The following is an 18234-nucleotide window of genomic DNA, read 5'->3' on the forward strand; positions in this document are numbered from 1 at the left end:
CTCTCCTAACGCACCGTCACCGGCGCACAGACCACCAAGCACGCCGCCGGCGACCTCTGCCCGACCGATCACGTCCGCACTGATTGAGGTGGAAGCCCCCATGACCAAGCGGTCAAGCACCTGGATCACGGTCCCCGAAATCCTCGACGAGCTCGGCATCACTCGGCGCACGTGGCAACGCTGGCGCGCCCTCGGCAAGACGCCGCCCTGCACCGTCCTGCCGAACCGCAAGCTTCGGATACGACGAGTGGACTTCGAGAACTGGCTCTCCAGCCTTGAAGAGAGGGCTGCGTGAACAAGAGTTACGACGTCCGATTCTGGAACGTCACAGTAAGGAGAGGCAGGCAACGGCCGTACGTCTTGCGCTGGGTAATAGGCGGGAAAGTTCAGTCGCGACCGTTCACCACTCGGGAACTGGCCGACAGCTTCAAGGCGGAACTCATCCAGGCCGCCCGGCGAGGCGAGGCATTCGACGTCGAGACCGGCCTTCCCGAGTCCATGGTCCGTGCCGCACTCTCCGTGAGCTGGTTCCAGCACGCACGGGACTACGTCGATGACCGGTGGGACAAGGTGTCAGCGAAACAACGCATATCGATCGCCGAGACGCTGACCGCCGTGACGGTCGCTCTCACGGCCAAGCGCAAGGGAGCGCCCGACCCGGAAACGCTGCGCATGGCACTCCGCCGGTGGGAGTTCAACAAGGCTCGGCGTGATGCCGAGCGCCCCGCCGAGGTGGCCGCCGCTATCACCTGGGTGGCAAAGACCAGCGTTCCGCTCGCCGATCTCACCGAGTTCGAGGTAATCACGAACGTCCTAGACGCCTGCGCTCGCAGGCTGGACGGTACGCCGGCCGCGCCGAGCTACTACACACGGCGTCGCCGGGTTCTCTACAACGTGCTCAAATACGCCGTCCAGCGGAAACGGCTCGCAGTCAACCCCATAGACGGTCTCGACTGGAAACCGACGCAGGATGACGAAGTGTGGGAGGAGGTGGACCCAGCGGTCGTTCCGTCGCCCCGTCAGATGTCCGAACTGCTGACTGCCGTCAGCTACGCCGGACCTCGGAGGGGCCCGCGGATGGTGGCGTTCTTCGCGTGCCTCTACTACGCCATGATGCGACCCGGCGAGGCCGTCTCACTCCAGGATGTCGACTGCGACCTTCCCTCGACAGGGTGGGGCCGCCTGATGCTCGGTAGCTCACGGCCATCGGCCGGAACCGAGTGGACGGATTCCGGCGAATACCACGACGACCGCGGGCTGAAAGGTCGCAACCGCAAGGCCAAGCGGCCCGTACCGATCCCGCCGGAACTCGTCAGGATTCTGCGCGAGCACATTAACCGGTTCGGCGTCGCCCCAGACGGCCGTCTGTTCCGCACAGAGCACGGGGGAGTGCTTCTCCCGTCCGGCTACGGGCGCACCTGGCACAAGGCGCGCACGTTCGCTCTGACGCCCGCCGAGGAGGCGTCGGACTTGGCTCGGCGTCCGTACGATCTCCGGCACGCTGGCGTCTCCCTGCGGCTCAACGCTGGCGTTCCACCGACGCAGGTCGCCGAGTGGGCCGGACACAGCGTTGAGGTCCTGCTGAAGATCTATGCCAAGGTCATCGCAGGGCAAGACCGCGTGTGGGAAGGCCTTATGGACGATGCCCTCGGTGGCTAGATCATCGACGGGCTTCCCAATGGGAGGACCCTGGGCAACTCCGGGGTCCTCCCTTTATTGGCCTGTCTGTAAGGTGGTTTTGAGTCGCCCTAGAGGGAAATATAAAACTCCCCATTTGGATAGGTGTCTGAGATGCGCAGGACGTGTGTGTTAGCGCACTATGGAACGCGTGCGGACTGAGCATCCAGAATCCCCTACCTCTTGTCGGGCAGGCGTCGAGCACTGTTGCAGTGAAGCCAACCGAGCTGGTGCCGGGCCTGCCGCGACTCACTGGCGTCTCCATCATGCTTCTGTAGAACAGAGCTGGATGGACCCGGGCATGTTCTGCCTGGCATGGGACCTCACGTCCGAGACTCCGCCAAGCTGGGTTGTCCGCGTGGATGGGCACATAGCCACGCTGCAGCCTGGCCCGTTCGGTGAATGGTGGGATGCACACCTCGTCGATGCGGCAGCCGGAGCGCCACCCCGAACTGTTACCTTCTTCGAAAAACCGCAAGTGCCCTCCCTGCCGCTCGTGCAAACGATCATTGGCACTTATGAAGACGGCCGACTTCACGCGGCTATCCAGAAACGTGCTGATCCTTTGTTTCAAGAAACCGAATTTTCTAAGCGCTGGCCTATTCCAGACCTTGAGAAGCCTCTAATGGTATTGACGGCTTCTAAGGGCAGCGCAGGCTGGCGCGATCTTGGCCACTTGCACGAGGTGGCTACCTTGGATCACCGTTACGCGATTCGCTCGGAAGAGGCTGGCACCGCTCGCCGTCTAATCTACTTCATGGGCGAGGCGGCCAAGAATCCTCGTGAGTGGGGCGGAATCCTTATCACCAGGGGTGGAGGCAACCATCCGGCCGGACAGTGGCCCGTTAGAAGTTGGCAAGCGCCGCTGAATGATCCTGACGTGCTCGAAGCCATCGCGAACGTCCAAGCTCAAGGGCTTGCAGTCATCACCGGCGTCGGCCACGAACGGGACGTCACCAAAGCCGATCGCATGGCGGACTACGCCTGGCCCACTCCGTCCAGAGCGGGAGCTGCTCTGGCAAACCTGGCTCGATACATGGAGGACGCCCGGCGCGCGCCGGCGGAAGGGCTCCCTATCGCTCTCTACAACCAGGGCCGCATGGCCAGACGAGAACTCGACGACGCCTGGGCCCGGTGGCATGGTCATGAGAACCTGCCGTGGGCGTGGATGGATGACCCGGCTGCGTGACCGCTCCGGCCTCCCGATAGCCGCTCTTCGGCGGGTGCGGTGGCGCCGCGACGCTGGAACACATATGGCACGCGAGCCGTGGCATACGGCGGCATGGGGTGGCATCTGGTGTCACATGGGCCAGGAACGAGAAGAGCCGGTTTCCGCTGGTCAAGTGCGGGAACCGGCTGATCGTTTTGGGGTGCCCCCTGCAGGATTCGAACCTGCGCACACGGCTCCGGAGGCCGTTGCTCTATCCCCTGAGCTAAGGGGGCCCTGCGCCCTCTGGTGGCGCGGTAGAAGGTTACCAGGGTTGGCGGGGTGACGCGCACCTGGGATTTCGCCGTGCGTCCGGGGGTGGGAGTGGGCTAACTTCGAGCCGTGACCGAGCCACTGGGACGCGTGCTGGTCGTCGATGATGACGAGGTGATCCGCCAGCTCATCGCCGTGAACCTGCAACTGGAGGGGTTCGAGGTGGAGACCGCGGTGGACGGTCAGGACTGCCTGGAGAGGGTCGGCGAGGTCCGGCCGGACGTGATCACGCTGGACGTGATGATGCCCAGGCTGGACGGGTGGGTCACCGCGGTGAAGCTCCGGGAGGACCCCGGCACCGCGCACATCAGGGTCGTGATGATCACGGCCAGGGCGCAGGAGCACGATGTGCGGCGGGGGCACGAGATCGGTGTGGACGCGTACGTGACCAAGCCGTTCGACCCGAACCAGCTGATCCAGACGGTGCGGAAACTCGCTGCCGTGTCCAAATAGTGGTCGGATAGTCTCACCAGGGTGACTCCAGCCGGTGTGAGCGATGCCCTCGTGGGCGCGGTGCGGGACGCCGTGGCCGAGGGGGAGATCGACGTCCCGGTGCCGGAAAGCGTCGTGGTCTTCGGGCGGGGGCGCGGGGTCTTCGAGAGTCCGGTGGCGCTGAGGCTCGGGGTCGATCCCGAGGTGATCGCGCGGCGGGTCGGGGGGGATGTCTCCGGGCCCGGTTTCGTGCGGGTCGTGATCGGGGTCCAGGAGCTGGTCGAGGGGATTCTGCGCGATCCCCGGTACGGGGTCGCCCGGGTGCCGTCCATGACGTGGGACGAGTGGCCTCGGACGTTCGAGAACCCCGGGTTCGCGGTGCGTTACGCCTATGCGCGGGCCTGCTGGGCGGGGCGGTGGGCGCGCGGGGACGGGCGTCTCCAGGCGGGCGATCTCGAGGCTGAGCTCGTGTGGGCGATGGGGGACGTGCCGGGGCGCGCGAAACAGGCGGAGTGGGAACGGGATGCCAGGCCGCTGATGTTGTGTTTGGAGAGAGTGGCCTGGGCGTACCACGACGTGCACGAGACGTGCCCCGCGGTCCCGAAGGGCGACGAGGAGCCCGTTCCGGGACGGGTCGACCTGGCGCGGGCGGTCAAGGTCGTCCTCGGCAACGGGCTGAACATGATCGGTGAAATCCCTAGAGAGCGAATATGAGTCGAGTACACCCTGCTGGGCCGCGGCACGCCGACGTCCTTCCCGAGGACCATCCCGTCGGGCCGGCGGAGGACCTCAATGCCCTGGAGCCCGCCGTGTGGCCGCGCAGTGCCCGGCGGGAGGACGGTGTCCTGACCGTCGGCGGCGTCGACGTCAGGGACCTCGCCAAGGAGTACGGGACGCCCCTGTACGTCTATGACGAGGAGGACGTCCGGAGCCGGGCGAGGGAGTACGTGACGGCGTTCCACGACGGGGACGTCCACTACGCGGGCAAGGCCTTTCTATGTACTGCCGTCGCCAGGTGGCTCAACGAAGAGGGCCTCGGGCTGGACGTGTGCAGCGGGGGTGAGCTCGCCGTGGCGTTGGCGGCGGGCTTCCCCACGGAGCGCATCACGCTGCATGGGAGCAACAAGGCGTCCTGGGAGATCGAGAAGGCCCTTGAGGTCGGGGTCGGACGGATCGTGCTCGATTCGTTCGAGGAGATCGCCCGGGTGGCCTACATCGCCCAGGAGAAGGGTGTCCGGCCCAAGGTGATGGTGCGCGTCACCACGGGCGTCGAGGCGCACACCCATGAGTTCATCGCGACCGCCCATGACGACCAGAAGTTCGGGTTCTCGCGCAACTCCGGGGCGGCCCTGGAGGCGGTGCGGAGGGTCCTGGAGCTCAAGCAGCTCGAACTGGTCGGGCTGCACAGCCACATCGGGTCGCAGATCTTCGACGTGGACGGGTTCGAGGTCGCCGCGCACCGGCTCGCGGAGCTGCTGGTGGCGATCCGGGACGAGCACGGCATCGAGCTCCCGGAGCTCGACCTGGGCGGCGGCTACGGGATCGCGTACGTGCCGGGGGAGGAGCCGCACGACCCCAAGGCGATCGCGGACGGGCTCAGGGACATCGTGGCCCGCGAGTGCAGGGCGTACGACCTGGCCATGCCGCGGCTGACCGTGGAGCCGGGGCGGGCGATCATCGGCCCGGGCGGCGTCACGCTGTACGAGGTCGGGACGGTCAAGGACGTCGAGGGCCTGCGCACCTACGTCTCCGTGGACGGCGGCATGAGCGACAACCTGCGCACCGCGCTGTACGGCGCCGAGTACACCGGCGTGCTCGCGAGCAGGTCGTCCGACGCATCGCCCATGCTCAGTAGGCTTGTCGGCAAGCACTGCGAAAGCGGCGACATTGTGGTGCGGGACCTGTGGTTCCCCGAAGATCTTGCGGCGGGGGACCTGGTGGCGGTGGCGGCGACCGGTGCGTACTGTCGGTCGATGGCCAGCAACTACAACTACGTCCCGAAGCCCGCCGTGGTGGCGGTGAGGGACGGCAGGTCGCGCGTGATCGTCCGCCGGGAGGACGCGGCCGACCTGCTGCGGCTCGATGCGGAGGTCGAAGCGTGAAACCCGGACTGCGCGTGGCGCTGCTCGGTTGCGGCGTGGTCGGCACGGAGGTCGTCCGGCTGCTGAACGAGCAGGCCGACGACCTGGCCGCGCGCGTCGGGGCGCCGCTGGAACTGGCCGGGATCGCCGTCCGCAGGCCGGACCGGGTGCGCGAGGGCGTGCCCGGGGAACTGCTGACGACGGACGCGCAGGGCCTGGTCACCAGGGACGACGTCGACATCGTCATCGAGGTCATCGGCGGCATCGAGCCGGCCCGGACGCTGATGCTGGAGGCGATGAAGTCCGGCAAGTCGGTGATCACGGCGAACAAGGCGCTGCTCGCCGAGGACGGCGCGACGCTGTTCGCGGCGGCCCGCGAGTACGGCGCCGACCTCTACTACGAGGCGTCCGTCGCGGGCGCGATCCCGCTGCTGCGGCCGCTCAGGGATTCGCTGGTCGGCGACCACGTGCACCGGGTGCTCGGCATCGTGAACGGCACCACGAACTACATCCTCGACAAGATGGACGCGCACGGCGCGGGCTTCAACGACGCGCTGGAGGAGGCGCAGGCGCTCGGCTACGCGGAGGCCGACCCGACGGCCGACGTGGAGGGCTTCGACGCGGCGGCCAAGGCGGCGATCCTGGCGCAGCTCGCCTTCCACACGCCCGTCACGGCGGCGGACGTCCATCGCGAGGGCATCACCGAGGTCAGCGCCGCGGACGTGGCCGGCGCCCAGGGGATGGACTGCGTCGTCAAGCTGCTGGCCATCTGCGAGCGCATCCCCTCGGAGGACGGGCGGAACGGCCGCGGCGTGTCCGTCCGCGTGTATCCGGCGATGATCCCGAGGTCGCATCCGCTGGCGAGCGTCCGCGAGGCGTACAACGCGGTCTTCGTCGAGGCGGAGTCCGCGGGCTCGCTCATGTTCTACGGCGCCGGGGCGGGGGGCGCCCCCACGGCGTCCGCCATCCTGGGCGACCTGGTCGCGGTCGCGCGGAACGTGGCCGGCGGCACCCCGGGTCCCGTCGAGGTCACGTACGCGAAACTCCCCGTCCTGCCGATGGGGGAGACCGTCACGCGCTACTACATCCAGGTGGACGTGACCGACCAGGCCGGCGTCCTCGCCACGGTCGCCGAGGAGTTCGCCAGGCACGGGGTGTCGATACAGGCCGTCCGGCAGGTCGGGCTGGGCGAGGAGGCGCAGCTCGTCGTCGTGACGCACCGGGCGCCGGACGCCGCGCTCACCGCGACGGTGGAGGGCCTGCGCGGGCTGGAGATCGTGCGGGCGGTGACGAGCGTGATGCGCGTCGAGGGCGACGAGTAGGCCCCGCCCGCGCATCGAGACGGCGGGGCCCGTCCCGGTAGACTCCGGGCAACATCCCAGGTCATTCCAGGAGACCGACGTGAATCCGAACGCCCGCGCGTGGCGCGGCCTCATCGAGGAGTACCGCGACCGGCTTCCGGTGACGGACAGGACACCGGTCGTCACCCTGCTGGAGGGCCGAACCCCGCTGGTGCCCGCCCACCATCTGTCCCAGCTGACCGGCTGCGACGTGCACCTCAAGGTCGAGGGGGCCAACCCGACCGGCTCGTTCAAGGACCGCGGCATGACGGTGGCGATCAGCAAGGCCGCCGAGGACGGCGCGAAGGCGGTGATCTGCGCGTCCACCGGCAACACCTCGGCGTCCGCCGCCGCCTACGCGGTGCGGGCCGGGATGACCTGCGCGGTCCTCGTCCCCAACGGCAAGATCGCGATGGGCAAGCTGGCGCAGGCGCTGGTGCACGGCGCGCGGCTGCTGCAGGTGGACGGCAACTTCGACGACTGCCTGGAACTGGCCCGGAAACTGTCGGTCGACTACCCGGTCGCGCTGGTCAACTCGGTCAACAAGTACCGGCTGCAGGGGCAGAAGACGGCGGCGTTCGAGATCGTGGACGCGCTCGGCGACGCGCCCGACGTCCACTGCCTGCCCGTCGGGAACGCCGGGAACATCTCCGCGTACTGGATGGGGTACAAGGAGTACGCCGCCGACAAGGAGGCGTCGAAGACCCCGCGAATGCTGGGCTTCCAGGCCAGCGGCGCGGCGCCGTTCGTGAAGGGCGAGCCCGTGCTGAAGCCGCAGACGATCGCGACCGCGATCCGGATCGGCAACCCCGCCTCCTGGGACCTGGCCGCCGCGGCGCGGGACGAGTCCGGCGGCGCGATCGACTCCGTCACCGACCGGCAGATCCTCGCCGCCTACCGCCTCCTCGCGCGGGAGGAGGGCGTCTTCGTCGAGCCCGCCTCCGCGGCGAGCGTCGCCGGGCTGCTGCAGGCGAGCGAGCAGGGCGCCGTCCCACCGGGCTCGAAGGTCGTGTGCACGGTCACCGGCAACGGCCTGAAAGACCCGGACTGGGCCATCTCCGGCGCCCCCGCGCCCACCACCATCAAGGTGGACGCGCACGCCGCCGCCTCCGAACTCGGCCTCGCGTGAGCGTGGGCTGGACCGAAGGCCCGGTGCTGGTGCGGACCCCCGCCACGAGCGCCAACCTGGGCCCTGGCTTCGACTCGCTCGGCCTCGCGCTGACCCTCCACGACGACGTCGAAGTCGAGGTGACCGGCGGCGGGGTGTCCATCGAGGTGGACGGCGAGGGCGCCGAGGTCGCCGAGCGGGGGGAGCGCCACCTGATCGTGAAGGTGCTCCGCCGCACCTTCGGCGTCCTCGATGACCTGGCCGGATCCGGCCCCGCCCGGCCGCCCGGCATCCGGCTGCGCTGCCGCAACCGGATCCCGCACAGCCGCGGCCTCGGCTCGTCGTCCGCCGCGATCGTCGCCGCGATCGTCGCGGCCCGCGCGCTGCACCCCGCCGGGAAGCTGCTGGACGACGACGCCGCGCTGCGCCTCGCCACCGAGATCGAGGGCCACCCCGACAACGTCGCGCCGTGCCTCGCGGGCGGCCTGACCGTCGCCTGGACGGGGCCGGGCGGCCCCCGCCTCGTCCGGCTGGAGTCGCGGGTCGCGCAGGTCACCGCGTTCGTCCCGGAGCACCGGCTGGCGACCGAGCGGGCCCGCGGCCTGCTGCCCGCGACCGTCCCGCACGCGGACGCCGCGGCCAACGCCGGGCGCGCCGCGCTGCTCATCGCGGCGCTCACCGCCGGGCTGCCCGCGGACGTGCTGCTGGACGCGACGGAGGACCGGCTCCACCAGGACTACCGGGCGCCCGCCATGCCCGAGTCCGCCGCGCTCGTCAAGGCGCTGCGCGACGTCGGCGTGCCGGCGGTGATTTCCGGGGCGGGCCCGACTGTCCTGGCCTTCACAAACGCATCACGAGTTGATTCAGTGGTCCCCGAAGTGGGTAAAGGGTGGCACATACACCCGTTGGACGTCGCGACCCGCGGCGCACGCGTCATGACCGGAGAACCCGAGGTCCGGGCTTGATCGCGGCACCGTGGGCGGGGTCGCCGCGGCGCTCCGGCCGGCCCCGGCCGCGGCCGGATCCCGCTAGGTAAAATGCGAAGACATCGACCTCTGGGGAATAGCAGTGTGCCCTGGTGATGTTAGGCTGAATGCCGCACCAGATGCCCCGTTCGGGGCAGCGTGCTCGTCAGCCGCGCGTCGCCTGTTCGGCCCTCCGGTCGTGTCGGTCCCGCGTACTAGGCTCCCCGACACCGTGACATCCCGTTGTCAGGCATACCAGCGAAACAACTTCGGACGAAGCGGTACCGGGGATACGCACGAGCGGAACGTCCCGTCCACCATCTGGCTGTGCCCAGAACACGCAGATCCCGGTTCCATCGTGATCAGCGGAGCCCGTCCCGGCGCCCCCGCCGGGCCGCACCACCGGGTCGACTGGCCGAACGCCGGCCAACGCCCGCTCCCTGGGAAGGACCCTTAGTGAGCGAATCCAGCGAACTCCTTACGGACGCACCCAGCACGGAGCCCGCCGACGCCGCCCAGGCCGGCGCGGAGCCCGCCACCCCCCGGCGCCGCCGGTCGGGCACCGGCCTCTCGGCCATGGTGCTGCCCGAGCTCAAGGCGCTCGCGTCCAGCCTCGGCATCACCGGCGTGACCGGGATGCGCAAGAGCCAGCTCATCGCCGCCATCCAGGAGAAGCAGGGCGGCGGCCAGGAGCAGGGCTCGGCGGGGGGCGAGCAGGGAGCCGCTGCTCCGGCGAAGACCGAGCGCCCCCGGCGCACCCGCACCGCGGCCGCCAAGCGCGAGGTCTCCGACGACCAGGTCACCATCGCCGAAGCCGCCGAGCAGGCCGGCGGGCAGGCCGACAGGGCCGCCGAGAAGCAGGCCGGCGGCGGCGCCGAGAAGAACGGCGCCGAGAAGAACGGCGCCGAGAAGGCGGAGAAGGCCGACAGGCAGGACAAGGCCGAGCGGGCGGACCGGCAGGGCGGCCGCCAGCGCGGCGACAGGCAGGACCGGGGGGCCGGCGAGGGACGCGGCGAGCGGCAGGGCCGTGAGCAGGGCCGTGAGCAGGGCCGCGACCAGAACGGCGAGGACGGCGAGTCCCAGGGCGGCGGCCGCGACGGCGGCCGCGAGCAGGGCCGCGAGGGCGGCGGACGCCAGCGGCAGCGCGGCGGCCGGGAGCGCGGCGAGGGCCGCGACCGCAACGACCGCAACGACCAGGGCGGCGGCCGCCAGCGCGGCGGCCAGAACCAGGGCGGCGGCCAGCACGACGACGACGAGGGCGGCGGCCGGGGCCGCCGCGGGCGCCGGTTCCGCGAGCGCAACCGGGGCCGCGGCCGCGACCGCTACGAGGAGCCGGTGATCACCGAGGACGACGTCCTCATCCCGGTCGCGGGCATCCTCGACATCCTCGACAACTACGCCTTCGTCCGGACGACCGGCTACCTGCCCGGCCCGAACGACGTGTACGTGTCGCTGGCGCAGGTCCGCAAGAACGGCCTCCGCAAGGGCGACGTCATCACCGGCGCGGTCCGGCAGGCGCGCGAGGGCGAGCGGCGCGAGAAGTTCAACGCGCTGGTCCGCCTCGACACCGTCAACGGGATGGAGCCGGAGCAGGCCAAGTCCCGCGTCGACTTCACCAAGCTGACCCCGCTGTACCCGCAGGAGCGGCTGCGGCTGGAGACCGACCCCGGCATCCTGACGACGCGGATCATCGACCTGGTGTCGCCGATCGGCAAGGGGCAGCGCGGCCTGATCGTGTCGCCGCCCAAGGCCGGCAAGACCATGGTGCTCCAGGCGATCGCCAATGCGATCACCAAGAACAACCCGGAGTGCCACCTGATGGTCGTCCTGGTGGACGAGCGTCCGGAAGAGGTCACCGACATGCAGCGGACGGTGAAGGGCGAGGTCATCCACTCGACCTTCGACCGCCCCGCCGAGGACCACACCACGGTCGCGGAGCTGGCGATCGAGCGCGCCAAGCGGCTCGTCGAGCTGGGCCACGACGTCGTCGTGCTGCTCGACTCGATCACCCGCCTGGGCCGGGCCTACAACCTGGCGGCGCCGGCGTCCGGCCGGATCCTGTCCGGCGGTGTCGACTCGACCGCGCTGTACCCGCCGAAGCGGTTCTTCGGCGCGGCGCGCAACATCGAGAACGGCGGCTCGCTGACGATCCTCGCCACCGCCCTGGTGGAGACCGGGTCCCGCATGGACGAGGTCATCTTCGAGGAGTTCAAGGGCACCGGCAACATGGAGCTGAAGCTCAACCGGTCGCTCGCGGACAAGCGGATCTTCCCCGCGGTGGACGTCGACCAGTCGTCCACCCGCAAGGAGGAGATCCTCATGGCTCCGGAGGAGCTGCGGGTCGTCTGGCAGCTGCGCCGGGTGCTGCACGCCCTCGACACGCAGCAGGCGCTGGAGCTGCTCATCGAGAAGATGAAGGAGACCAAGTCCAACGCCGAGTTCCTGCTCCAGGTGCAGAAGACCACGGTCTCCGACGACCGCTGACGCGCGCGGCTTGACGTACGCGAACCGGCACACCGTGTGCTGAGGCACGAACGTGGACGCCCCCTTCCGGGTCACCCGGGCGGGGGCGTTCTCGTGTCCGCTGCCCCCCGGAGCCTCCGGGAGGGCGACCTCGCGTGCCCGCTCGGCCGGCATCGCGGGCGAGGCCGATGCTCATGGTGGGGTTAGCCCCACTCCCCATTCGGCGGTCCGCGCCATGGTGCCCGGCCCTCCGGCTCGGCACGCTGGGACCGTAGGTTGGAATGGGCACGGAGGACGATGTGGGCGAGCTGACCAGAGAATCCGGCACGGGCGGCGGCGCCGTCGGGTGGGCCGCGGCGCGGTGGGCCGCGGCGACGCGCGGCGGCGGGGACGCGCCGTCGGTCCTGAACGGCTCCTGGGCGCCGCTCGAGATGGTGCGGTCGTCGGTGACCTGGCGTTCCGCGCTCTACCTGGCCGCCAGCATGGCGTTCGGGCTCGGCTGGTTCATCGTGCTCGCCGTCGGGCTGTCGCTGTCCGTCGCGCTGCTGATCATCTGGGTGGGGCTGCCGCTGCTGGCGCTGCTGATGATCGCGTGGCGGTTCGGGGCAATGCTGGAGCGGCTGCTCGTCCGGGCGGCGTTCGGCGTCGGCGTGCCGAGCCCCTACCGGCCGCTGCCCGGGGGCGGCAACCCGCTGGCCAAGCTCAAGACCATGGCGGTGGACGCGGCCACCTGGAAGGACCTCGTCTACCTCATGGTCCTGTTCCCGGTGTCGGTGGCCGAGTTCGTCGTCTCGACGGTGGTGTGGGGGGCGACGGCCATGACGCTGTTCCTGCCCCTGATCGTCGCGGTGAACGGCGGCGCCGAGATCAACTTCGCGTTCGTGTCGTACTGGGCGGGCAACCCGCTGGAGGCCGTCCCGGTGATGGCCCTAGGCGCGGTGTTCCTCGCCGTCGCGATGTACACGACGCGGGCGATGGCGATCGGCCACGCCTTCCTCGCCGCGCTGCTGCTCGGGCCGAGCCCCGCGCAGGCCGAGAACGTGGAGCTGCGCAGGCGCACCGAGCACCTGCGCGCCAGCCGCGCCCGCGGGGTGGACGCCGCCGAGTTCGAGCGGCGCCGCATCGAGCGGGACCTGCACGACGGCGCGCAGCAGCGGCTGCTGGCCGTGGCGATGGACATCGGCCGCGCCCGCGCCAAGCTCGACGAGGACCCGGAGGGCGCGCGGGCGCTGATCGAGCAGGCCCACGCCGGCACCAAGGAGGCGATCTCCGAGCTGCGCGACCTGGCCCGCGGGATCTACCCGGCGATCCTCACCGACCGCGGCCTGGACCCGGCGCTGTCGGGCCTCGCCGCCCGCGCGCCCGTGCCCGTCGAGGTGACCGTCGACCTGCCGGAGCGGCCCCCGGCGGCGGTGGAGAGCATCGCGTACTTCATCGTCGCCGAGTCGCTGGCGAACGTCGCGAAGTACGCCCGCGCCACGCAGGTGTCGGTCCGGGTGGCGCGCGAGGACGGCTGGGTCGTCGTCGAGGTGATCGACAACGGGGTGGGCGGCGCCGTCGCCCGGCCCGAGGGCGGCCTCGCCGGCCTCGCCGACCGGGCCGCGACGATCGACGGGATGCTGATCGTGGACAGCCCGCCCGGCGGCCCCACCATCATCCGCGCGGACCTGCCCTGCACCTGGTGACCGGCGCCACCGCCGCCCGGCGCGACCGCGCGCCGCACGGCGGCGCGCGGCGCGGCGGCGCCCAACATAATGGGTGGATGCGGGTTGTGATCGCCGAGGACTCGGTGCTGCTGCGCGAAGGGCTCGTCCGGCTGCTCGCCGACGCCGGGATCGACACGGTCGCCACGGTCGGGGACGGGCCGGGCCTGCTCGGCACCGTCGAGGAGCACGCCCCCGACCTCGCCATCGTGGACGTCCGGATGCCGCCCTCGTTCACCGACGAGGGGCTGCGCGCGGCGCTCGCGGTGCGGGAGCGGCGGCCGGGCACGCCGATCCTCGTCCTGTCGCAGTACGTGGAGGAGCGGTACGCGACGGATCTGCTCGGCGGCGGCGCGGAGGGCGTCGGCTACCTGCTGAAGGAGCGGGTGTCGGACGTCGCCGAGTTCATCGACGCGGTCCGCCGCATCGCGGCCGGCGGGACGGTCATCGACCCGGAGGTGATCGGCCAGCTGCTCGGCCGGCGCCGCACCGGCGACCCGCTGGAGTCGCTGACGCCGCGCGAGCGCGAGGTGCTCGGGCTGATGGCGCAGGGGCGCTCCAACGGGGCGATCGCGGAGGACCTCGTGGTCACCGAGGGCGCCGTGGAGAAGCACATCTCCAACATCTTCATGAAGCTCGGCCTGCAGCCCGCGCAGGGCGGCCACCGCCGCGTGATGGCGGTGCTGGCGTACCTGGGGCGCACCGGCGGGTGACGTCCGGCGGCCGCCGTCCAAGATCGGGAATGACCGGTGACCTCGCCACGTTCAGGTATCTGGCACACTTGAGGTGCAACCGCTGCGGTACCGGTTCACGCTTCCCACATCTCCCATGGGCTTCACCGTGGGCGCGCGGAGGCGCCCGGCGACCGCCCTAGGCGAGGAGAACCGATGAAGCCCGACATCCACCCGAAGTACGTCGTCACGACCGTGACGTGTACGTGCGGCAACACCTTCGAGACCCGCAGCACCGCCGAGAACGGCGTGATCCACGCGGACGTCTGCTCGAACTGCCACCCGTTCTACACGGGCAAGCAGAAGATCCTCGACACCGGTGGCCGGGTGGCGCGCTTCGAGCAGCGCTTCGGCAAGAAGAAGGCCGGCAAGTAGGGCGAGCGCCGCACACATGCCAGGAACGGCCCGGGGACACTCGAGGTCCCCGGGCCGTTCGAAGTCGGCAACCGGGGACGGCCGCCGTCTCCGGGCCCGGACGGGGCAGGACACAGCGTGAATCTCGACGATCTGATCAGTGAGTACGCGAGCATCGAGGAACGGCTCGCCGACCCGTCCGTCCATGCCGACCAGGCGCTGGCGCGCAAGCTCGGCAAGCGCTACGCGGAGCTGCGGCCCATCGTCGAGACGCACCGGGAGCTGGCGTCCACCGAGGACGACCTGGCCGCCGCCCGGGAGCTGGCCGGCGAGGACGCGGCGTTCGCCGCCGAGGCCGACGACCTGGAGAAGCGCCGCGCGGAGCTGGAGGAGCGGCTGCGCCGCCTGCTCGTCCCGCGCGACCCCAACGACTCCAAGGACGTCATCCTCCAGGTGAAGGCCGGGGAGGGCGGCGAGGAGTCCGCGCTGTTCGCGGGCGACCTGCTGCGCATGTACCTCCGGTACGCCGAGCGCGTCGGCTGGAAGACCGAGATCATCGACTCCCACCCGTCCGACCTCGGCGGCTACAAGGACGTCACGGTCGCGGTGAAGGCCAAGGGCGGCGCCGAAGAAGGCGTCTGGACGCGGCTGAAGTGGGAGGGCGGCGTGCACCGCGTGCAGCGGGTGCCCGCGACCGAGTCGCAGGGGCGCATCCACACCAGCGCGGTCGGCGTCCTCGTCACCCCCGAGGCCGAGGACGTCGACGTCCACATCGACCCCAACGACCTGCGCATCGACGTGTACCGCTCGTCCGGTCCGGGCGGGCAGAGCGTCAACACCACCGACTCCGCGGTCCGCATCACGCACCTGCCGACCGGCGTCGTCGTCTCGTGCCAGAACGAGAAGAGCCAGCTCCAGAACAAGGAGCAGGCGCTCCGCATCCTGCGGTCCCGGCTGCTGGCGATGGCGCAGGAGGAGGCCGACGCCGCCGCGGCCGCCGAGCGCAAGAGCCAGGTCCGCACGGTCGACCGCTCCGAGCGCGTCCGCACCTACAACTATCCGGAGAACCGGATCTCCGACCACCGGGTCGGCTACAAGGCCTACAACCTTGACCAGGTGCTGGACGGGGACCTCCACAACGTCACGCAGGCGCTCGTCGACGCGGACATGGAGCGGCGCCTGGCCGAAGCCCAGAAATCATGAGAAACCTGCTGCTCGACGAGATCGCCAGGGCCACCGCCCGCCTCGCCGACGCGGGCGCCGCCTCGCCGCGCGCCGACGCCGAGGAGCTGGCGGCGGCCGTGCACCAGGTGCGCCGCTCGGAGCTGCACTGCGTCCCCGACAGCGCGTTCGACGCCCGCTTCTGGGAGTACGTCGCCCGGCGCGAGGCGGGCGAGCCCCTGCAGCACATCACCGGACGCGCCTACTTCCGCTACCTCGAACTGAAGGTCGGGCCCGGCGTGTTCGTGCCGCGCCCCGAGACCGAGGTGATGGCCGGCTGGGCGCTGGAGACCCTCCGCGACATGGACGTCCGCGACCCGCTCGTCGTCGACCTCGGCACCGGCTCCGCCGCGATCGCCCTCTCGATCGCCCTGGAGGCCCCGCGCGCCCGCGTCCACGCCGTCGAGAAGGACCCGACGGCCTTCGTGCACGCGACCCGCAACGTCGAGGAGCTGGACGAGCGCGGCCGCGTCCGCCTCCACCTGGACGACTTCGCCACCGCCCTCCCCGAGCTGAACGGCACCGTCGACCTGGTCGTCAGCAACCCTCCGTACATCCCGATGAGCGAGTGGGAGCACGTCCCGCCGGACGTCCGCGACCACGACCCGGCCGACGCGCTGTGGGGCGGCGGCGAGGACGGCCTGGACGCGATCCGCGTCATCGAGCGCACCGCGCGCCGCCTGCTCCGCCCCGGCGGCTACGCGGCCGTCGAGCACAGCGACCTGCAGGGCAACGGCGTCTACTGGATCTTCGCCGAGGAGAACGGCTGGCGGGACGTGCGCAACCGCCGCGACCTCACCGACCGGGACCGCTTCGTGACGGCCCGGCTCGCCGCGGATTAGCCCCGCTATCCTGGTCGGTGCCGAGATCGATGAGCGCCGCGCAGATGGGAAGACGGGCGACCGTGAGCCGACGTTATGACTGCTCTGAACCGATGGAGCGCACTCGCGGGATCGCCGAGGCCGTGTCGGCCGTGCGGCGCGGCGAGCTGATCGTCCTGCCGACCGACACCGTGTACGGGGTGGGCGCGGACGCGTTCGTGGCGCCCGCCGTGGCGGCCCTGCTGGAGGCCAAGGGCCGCGGCCGGGAGATGCCCCCGCCGGTGCTCGTCGGGTCCGTGCGGGCCGCGACGGCCCTCGTGGAGGACCTCGGCACCTACGGGCAGGACCTCATCGACGAGTTCTGGCCGGGCGCGCTCACCCTCGTCTGCCGCGCCAACCCCAACCTCATCTGGGACCTCGGCGAGACCAAGGGCACCGTCGCGGTCCGCATGCCGATGCACGAGCTGGCGGTGGAGGTCCTCAAGGAGACCGGCCCGCTGGCGGTGAGCAGCGCGAACCTGAGCGGGCAGCCGCCGGCCCGCAGTGCCGACGAGGCCGAGAAGATGCTCGGCGACTCGGTCTCGGTCTACCTGGACGGCGGCGTGTCGGGGCACGCCGACCCGTCCACGATCCTCGACCTCACCGGCCCCGTCCCGCGCGTCCTCCGCGAAGGGGCCATCCCGCTGGACAAGCTGCGGTCCGTGGTGGGCGTCCTGCTGACCGACGAGGACGAGCCCGCAGAACCCGCCTCTGCGCCCGCACCGTCCAAGCCCTCCCTTACCAAGGACGCGCCCGCGGAAGCGCAGGAAGAGCCTGCTGAGGCCCCCGCAGCCCCCGCTGAGCCCGCCGCCGACCTCCCCGAGCCCGCCGCCGAGTCGGCCGAGCCCGCCGAGCCTGCCACCGAGCCCGCCGAGCCCGCCGCCGAGCCCGCCGAGCCTGCCGGGTCCGCCGCCAAGCCCGCCGCCAAGCCCTCTCGGCAGGAGAACGATCAGGCGAGCTGACCCGCGGGCGGGGCCGCGCCCGCCGCCGGACGGCGCAAAGGCCCCGCCGGGCCGGGCGGGGCCTGTGTCGACAGGCGTTACTCCGTGGCTCAGAAGAGCTTCTTGCCCTTGCCGTAGTAGTACTTGCCGGTCTTCTTGTTCCGGCCGCACTCCTGCACCCACAGGTGGCTGCTGTAGCTGGAGCTCACGCTGATCTTGACGGTCGCCTTGCCGTCGAAGTTGTACTTCGTGCCGCCCGAGGTCACGCCGATGATCTTGAAGCGCGACCAGTACTGCTTCTTGCCCTCGGTGAACAGGAACCGGACGCAGGCGGTCCAGCCGTTCTTCTTGGTGTCGCGGAGGTAGCCCTTCACGTAGGTCTTGCCGCCGCTGCGGGTGTAGGTGCCCCACGCGTCGATGCCGCTGTAGGAGTTGTAGGGCTTCCAGCTCTTGGCGGCCGCGGCTTCGGCGGGGGCGCCCGCGACGGCCATGCCGGCCATCACGGTGCCGGCGGCCAGGGCTACTGCAGCGATTCGCCGCATAGGTCCCTCCAGGCTCGTGTGTTTTGGGGGGTTAGCAGCCGATAACTTAGCAGTGCCCGCATGGTCACCCTTATGGTGGGCTTACAGGCTGACCAGGGATGGACGATGTTCGCGGTACCGCGAACCGATCGGGGTCCGGGCGCGTCCAAGGGTCCAGGACCGGGTTCGCACGGCCGCCGGAACGTTACGCCGACACGATCATGGCAACTAGTGGAACCATGCCTGGCGTGCGTGGCCGTGTCCAGGGGCCCGCGATCCTCGCGGGCCTCCTGCTGCCGATCCTCGTGCTCGTGCTGCCCGCGCACGCCGCCGGTCCCGCGCACCCCGTCGAGCCCG

At 70.8% G+C, this 18234-nt stretch carries 17 protein-coding genes and 1 tRNA gene; 16 read left to right on the top strand and 2 right to left on the bottom strand.

The features are described from left to right. Nucleotides 1-100: 100 nt before the first annotated feature. The 3 genes from ACIWVC_RS19350 to ACIWVC_RS19360 all read left to right on the top strand — a co-directional run bounded on the left by ACIWVC_RS19350 (nt 101) and on the right by ACIWVC_RS19360 (nt 2866). Complete coding sequence (locus ACIWVC_RS19350; RefSeq protein ID WP_141972511.1) at nt 101-295, top strand: AlpA family transcriptional regulator; 195 nt, start codon at nt 101-103, stop codon at nt 293-295. Continuing rightward, nucleotides 292-1659: a site-specific integrase gene (locus ACIWVC_RS19355; protein WP_141972509.1), complete on the top strand. Its 1368-nt coding sequence runs from the start codon at nt 292-294 to the stop codon at nt 1657-1659. Before ACIWVC_RS19350 ends, ACIWVC_RS19355 begins: the two co-directional genes overlap by 4 nt. A gap of 319 nt (nt 1660-1978) precedes the next feature. Beyond that, the gene (locus ACIWVC_RS19360; protein ID WP_185758935.1) at nt 1979-2866 is read left to right on the top strand and encodes an exodeoxyribonuclease VII large subunit; all 888 of its coding nucleotides are present in this window, start codon (nt 1979-1981) and stop codon (nt 2864-2866) included. Nucleotides 2867-3048: 182 nt separating this feature from the next. Here ACIWVC_RS19360 and ACIWVC_RS19365 read toward each other — a convergent pair. Then, a tRNA-Arg gene (locus ACIWVC_RS19365) sits at nt 3049-3120 on the bottom strand. A 127-nt stretch (nt 3121-3247) separates the two neighbouring features. Between ACIWVC_RS19365 and ACIWVC_RS19370 the strand changes: the two genes are divergently transcribed. The 13 genes from ACIWVC_RS19370 (at nt 3248) to ACIWVC_RS19430 (ending at nt 17377) form a co-directional block, all read left to right on the top strand. Next, on the top strand, nt 3248-3610 hold the full coding sequence (locus ACIWVC_RS19370) for a response regulator transcription factor (protein ID WP_396449358.1): 363 nt from the start codon (nt 3248-3250) through the stop codon (nt 3608-3610). 36 nt (nt 3611-3646) lie between these two features. Next, entirely contained in the window at nt 3647-4303 is a 657-nt protein-coding gene (locus ACIWVC_RS19375) for a DALR anticodon-binding domain-containing protein (RefSeq protein WP_396449323.1), read from the top strand. Beyond that, on the top strand, nt 4300-5691 hold the full coding sequence (gene lysA / locus ACIWVC_RS19380; RefSeq protein ID WP_396449324.1) for a diaminopimelate decarboxylase: 1392 nt from the start codon (nt 4300-4302) through the stop codon (nt 5689-5691). The genes ACIWVC_RS19375 and lysA overlap by 4 nt, the downstream gene beginning before the upstream one ends. Next, entirely contained in the window at nt 5688-6992 is a 1305-nt protein-coding gene (locus ACIWVC_RS19385; protein ID WP_396449325.1) for a homoserine dehydrogenase, read from the top strand. The genes lysA and ACIWVC_RS19385 overlap by 4 nt, the downstream gene beginning before the upstream one ends. Nucleotides 6993-7071: 79 nt before the next feature. Next, nucleotides 7072-8139, top strand: a complete 1068-nt coding sequence (gene thrC / locus ACIWVC_RS19390; RefSeq protein WP_396449326.1) for a threonine synthase — start codon at nt 7072-7074, stop codon at nt 8137-8139. Beyond that, nucleotides 8136-9083, top strand: coding sequence for a homoserine kinase (thrB, locus tag ACIWVC_RS19395; RefSeq protein ID WP_396449327.1), 948 nt, complete (start codon nt 8136-8138; stop codon nt 9081-9083). The genes thrC and thrB overlap by 4 nt, the downstream gene beginning before the upstream one ends. Before the next feature lie 456 nt (nt 9084-9539). Then, nucleotides 9540-11567 carry a transcription termination factor Rho gene (rho, locus tag ACIWVC_RS19400; protein ID WP_396449328.1) on the top strand — a complete coding sequence of 676 codons (2028 nt, stop codon included), beginning with the start codon at nt 9540-9542 and terminating at the stop codon, nt 11565-11567. A 260-nt stretch (nt 11568-11827) separates the two neighbouring features. After that, nucleotides 11828-13231, top strand: coding sequence for a sensor histidine kinase (locus ACIWVC_RS19405; protein WP_396449329.1), 1404 nt, complete (start codon nt 11828-11830; stop codon nt 13229-13231). A gap of 77 nt (nt 13232-13308) precedes the next feature. Further along, nucleotides 13309-13962, top strand: a complete 654-nt coding sequence (locus ACIWVC_RS19410; protein WP_396449330.1) for a response regulator — start codon at nt 13309-13311, stop codon at nt 13960-13962. A 174-nt stretch (nt 13963-14136) separates the two neighbouring features. Beyond that, nucleotides 14137-14355, top strand: coding sequence for a 50S ribosomal protein L31 (gene rpmE / locus ACIWVC_RS19415; RefSeq protein WP_396449331.1), 219 nt, complete (start codon nt 14137-14139; stop codon nt 14353-14355). Between the two features lie 117 nt (nt 14356-14472). Next, complete coding sequence (gene prfA / locus ACIWVC_RS19420; protein WP_396449332.1) at nt 14473-15537, top strand: peptide chain release factor 1; 1065 nt, start codon at nt 14473-14475, stop codon at nt 15535-15537. After that, nucleotides 15534-16397 carry a peptide chain release factor N(5)-glutamine methyltransferase gene (prmC, locus tag ACIWVC_RS19425; protein WP_396449333.1) on the top strand — a complete coding sequence of 288 codons (864 nt, stop codon included), beginning with the start codon at nt 15534-15536 and terminating at the stop codon, nt 16395-16397. Before prfA ends, prmC begins: the two co-directional genes overlap by 4 nt. 92 nt (nt 16398-16489) lie before the next feature. Next, nucleotides 16490-17377, top strand: a complete 888-nt coding sequence (locus ACIWVC_RS19430) for an L-threonylcarbamoyladenylate synthase (protein ID WP_396449334.1) — start codon at nt 16490-16492, stop codon at nt 17375-17377. Between the two features lie 89 nt (nt 17378-17466). Here the strand turns inward: ACIWVC_RS19430 and ACIWVC_RS19435 are convergent, their stop codons facing one another. Further along, nucleotides 17467-17898 (bottom strand): hypothetical protein, encoded by a 432-nt coding sequence (locus ACIWVC_RS19435; protein ID WP_396449335.1) that lies wholly within the window; start codon nt 17896-17898, stop codon nt 17467-17469. Nucleotides 17899-18234 lie beyond the last annotated feature (336 nt).

Origin of the sequence: Actinomadura sp. (genome assembly GCF_044508335.1) — a bacterium.
GTDB lineage: Bacteria > Actinomycetota > Actinomycetes > Streptosporangiales > Streptosporangiaceae > Spirillospora.

What these genes read in the sequence shown, in the direction of transcription:
- prmC (WP_396449333.1), top strand. Translation starts at nt 15,534, where the DNA reads ATGAGAAACCTGCTGCTCGACGAGATCGCCAGGGCCACCGCCCGCCTC.
- ACIWVC_RS19350 (WP_141972511.1), top strand. Translation starts at nt 101, where the DNA reads ATGACCAAGCGGTCAAGCACCTGGATCACGGTCCCCGAAATCCTCGAC.
- ACIWVC_RS19410 (WP_396449330.1), top strand. Translation starts at nt 13,309, where the DNA reads ATGCGGGTTGTGATCGCCGAGGACTCGGTGCTGCTGCGCGAAGGGCTC.
- ACIWVC_RS19405 (WP_396449329.1), top strand. Translation starts at nt 11,828, where the DNA reads ATGGGCACGGAGGACGATGTGGGCGAGCTGACCAGAGAATCCGGCACG.
- ACIWVC_RS19360 (WP_185758935.1), top strand. Translation starts at nt 1,979, where the DNA reads ATGTTCTGCCTGGCATGGGACCTCACGTCCGAGACTCCGCCAAGCTGG.
- ACIWVC_RS19430 (WP_396449334.1), top strand. Translation starts at nt 16,490, where the DNA reads ATGGAGCGCACTCGCGGGATCGCCGAGGCCGTGTCGGCCGTGCGGCGC.
- rpmE (WP_396449331.1), top strand. Translation starts at nt 14,137, where the DNA reads ATGAAGCCCGACATCCACCCGAAGTACGTCGTCACGACCGTGACGTGT.
- ACIWVC_RS19435 (WP_396449335.1), bottom strand. Translation starts at nt 17,898, where the DNA reads ATGCGGCGAATCGCTGCAGTAGCCCTGGCCGCCGGCACCGTGATGGCC.
- lysA (WP_396449324.1), top strand. Translation starts at nt 4,300, where the DNA reads ATGAGTCGAGTACACCCTGCTGGGCCGCGGCACGCCGACGTCCTTCCC.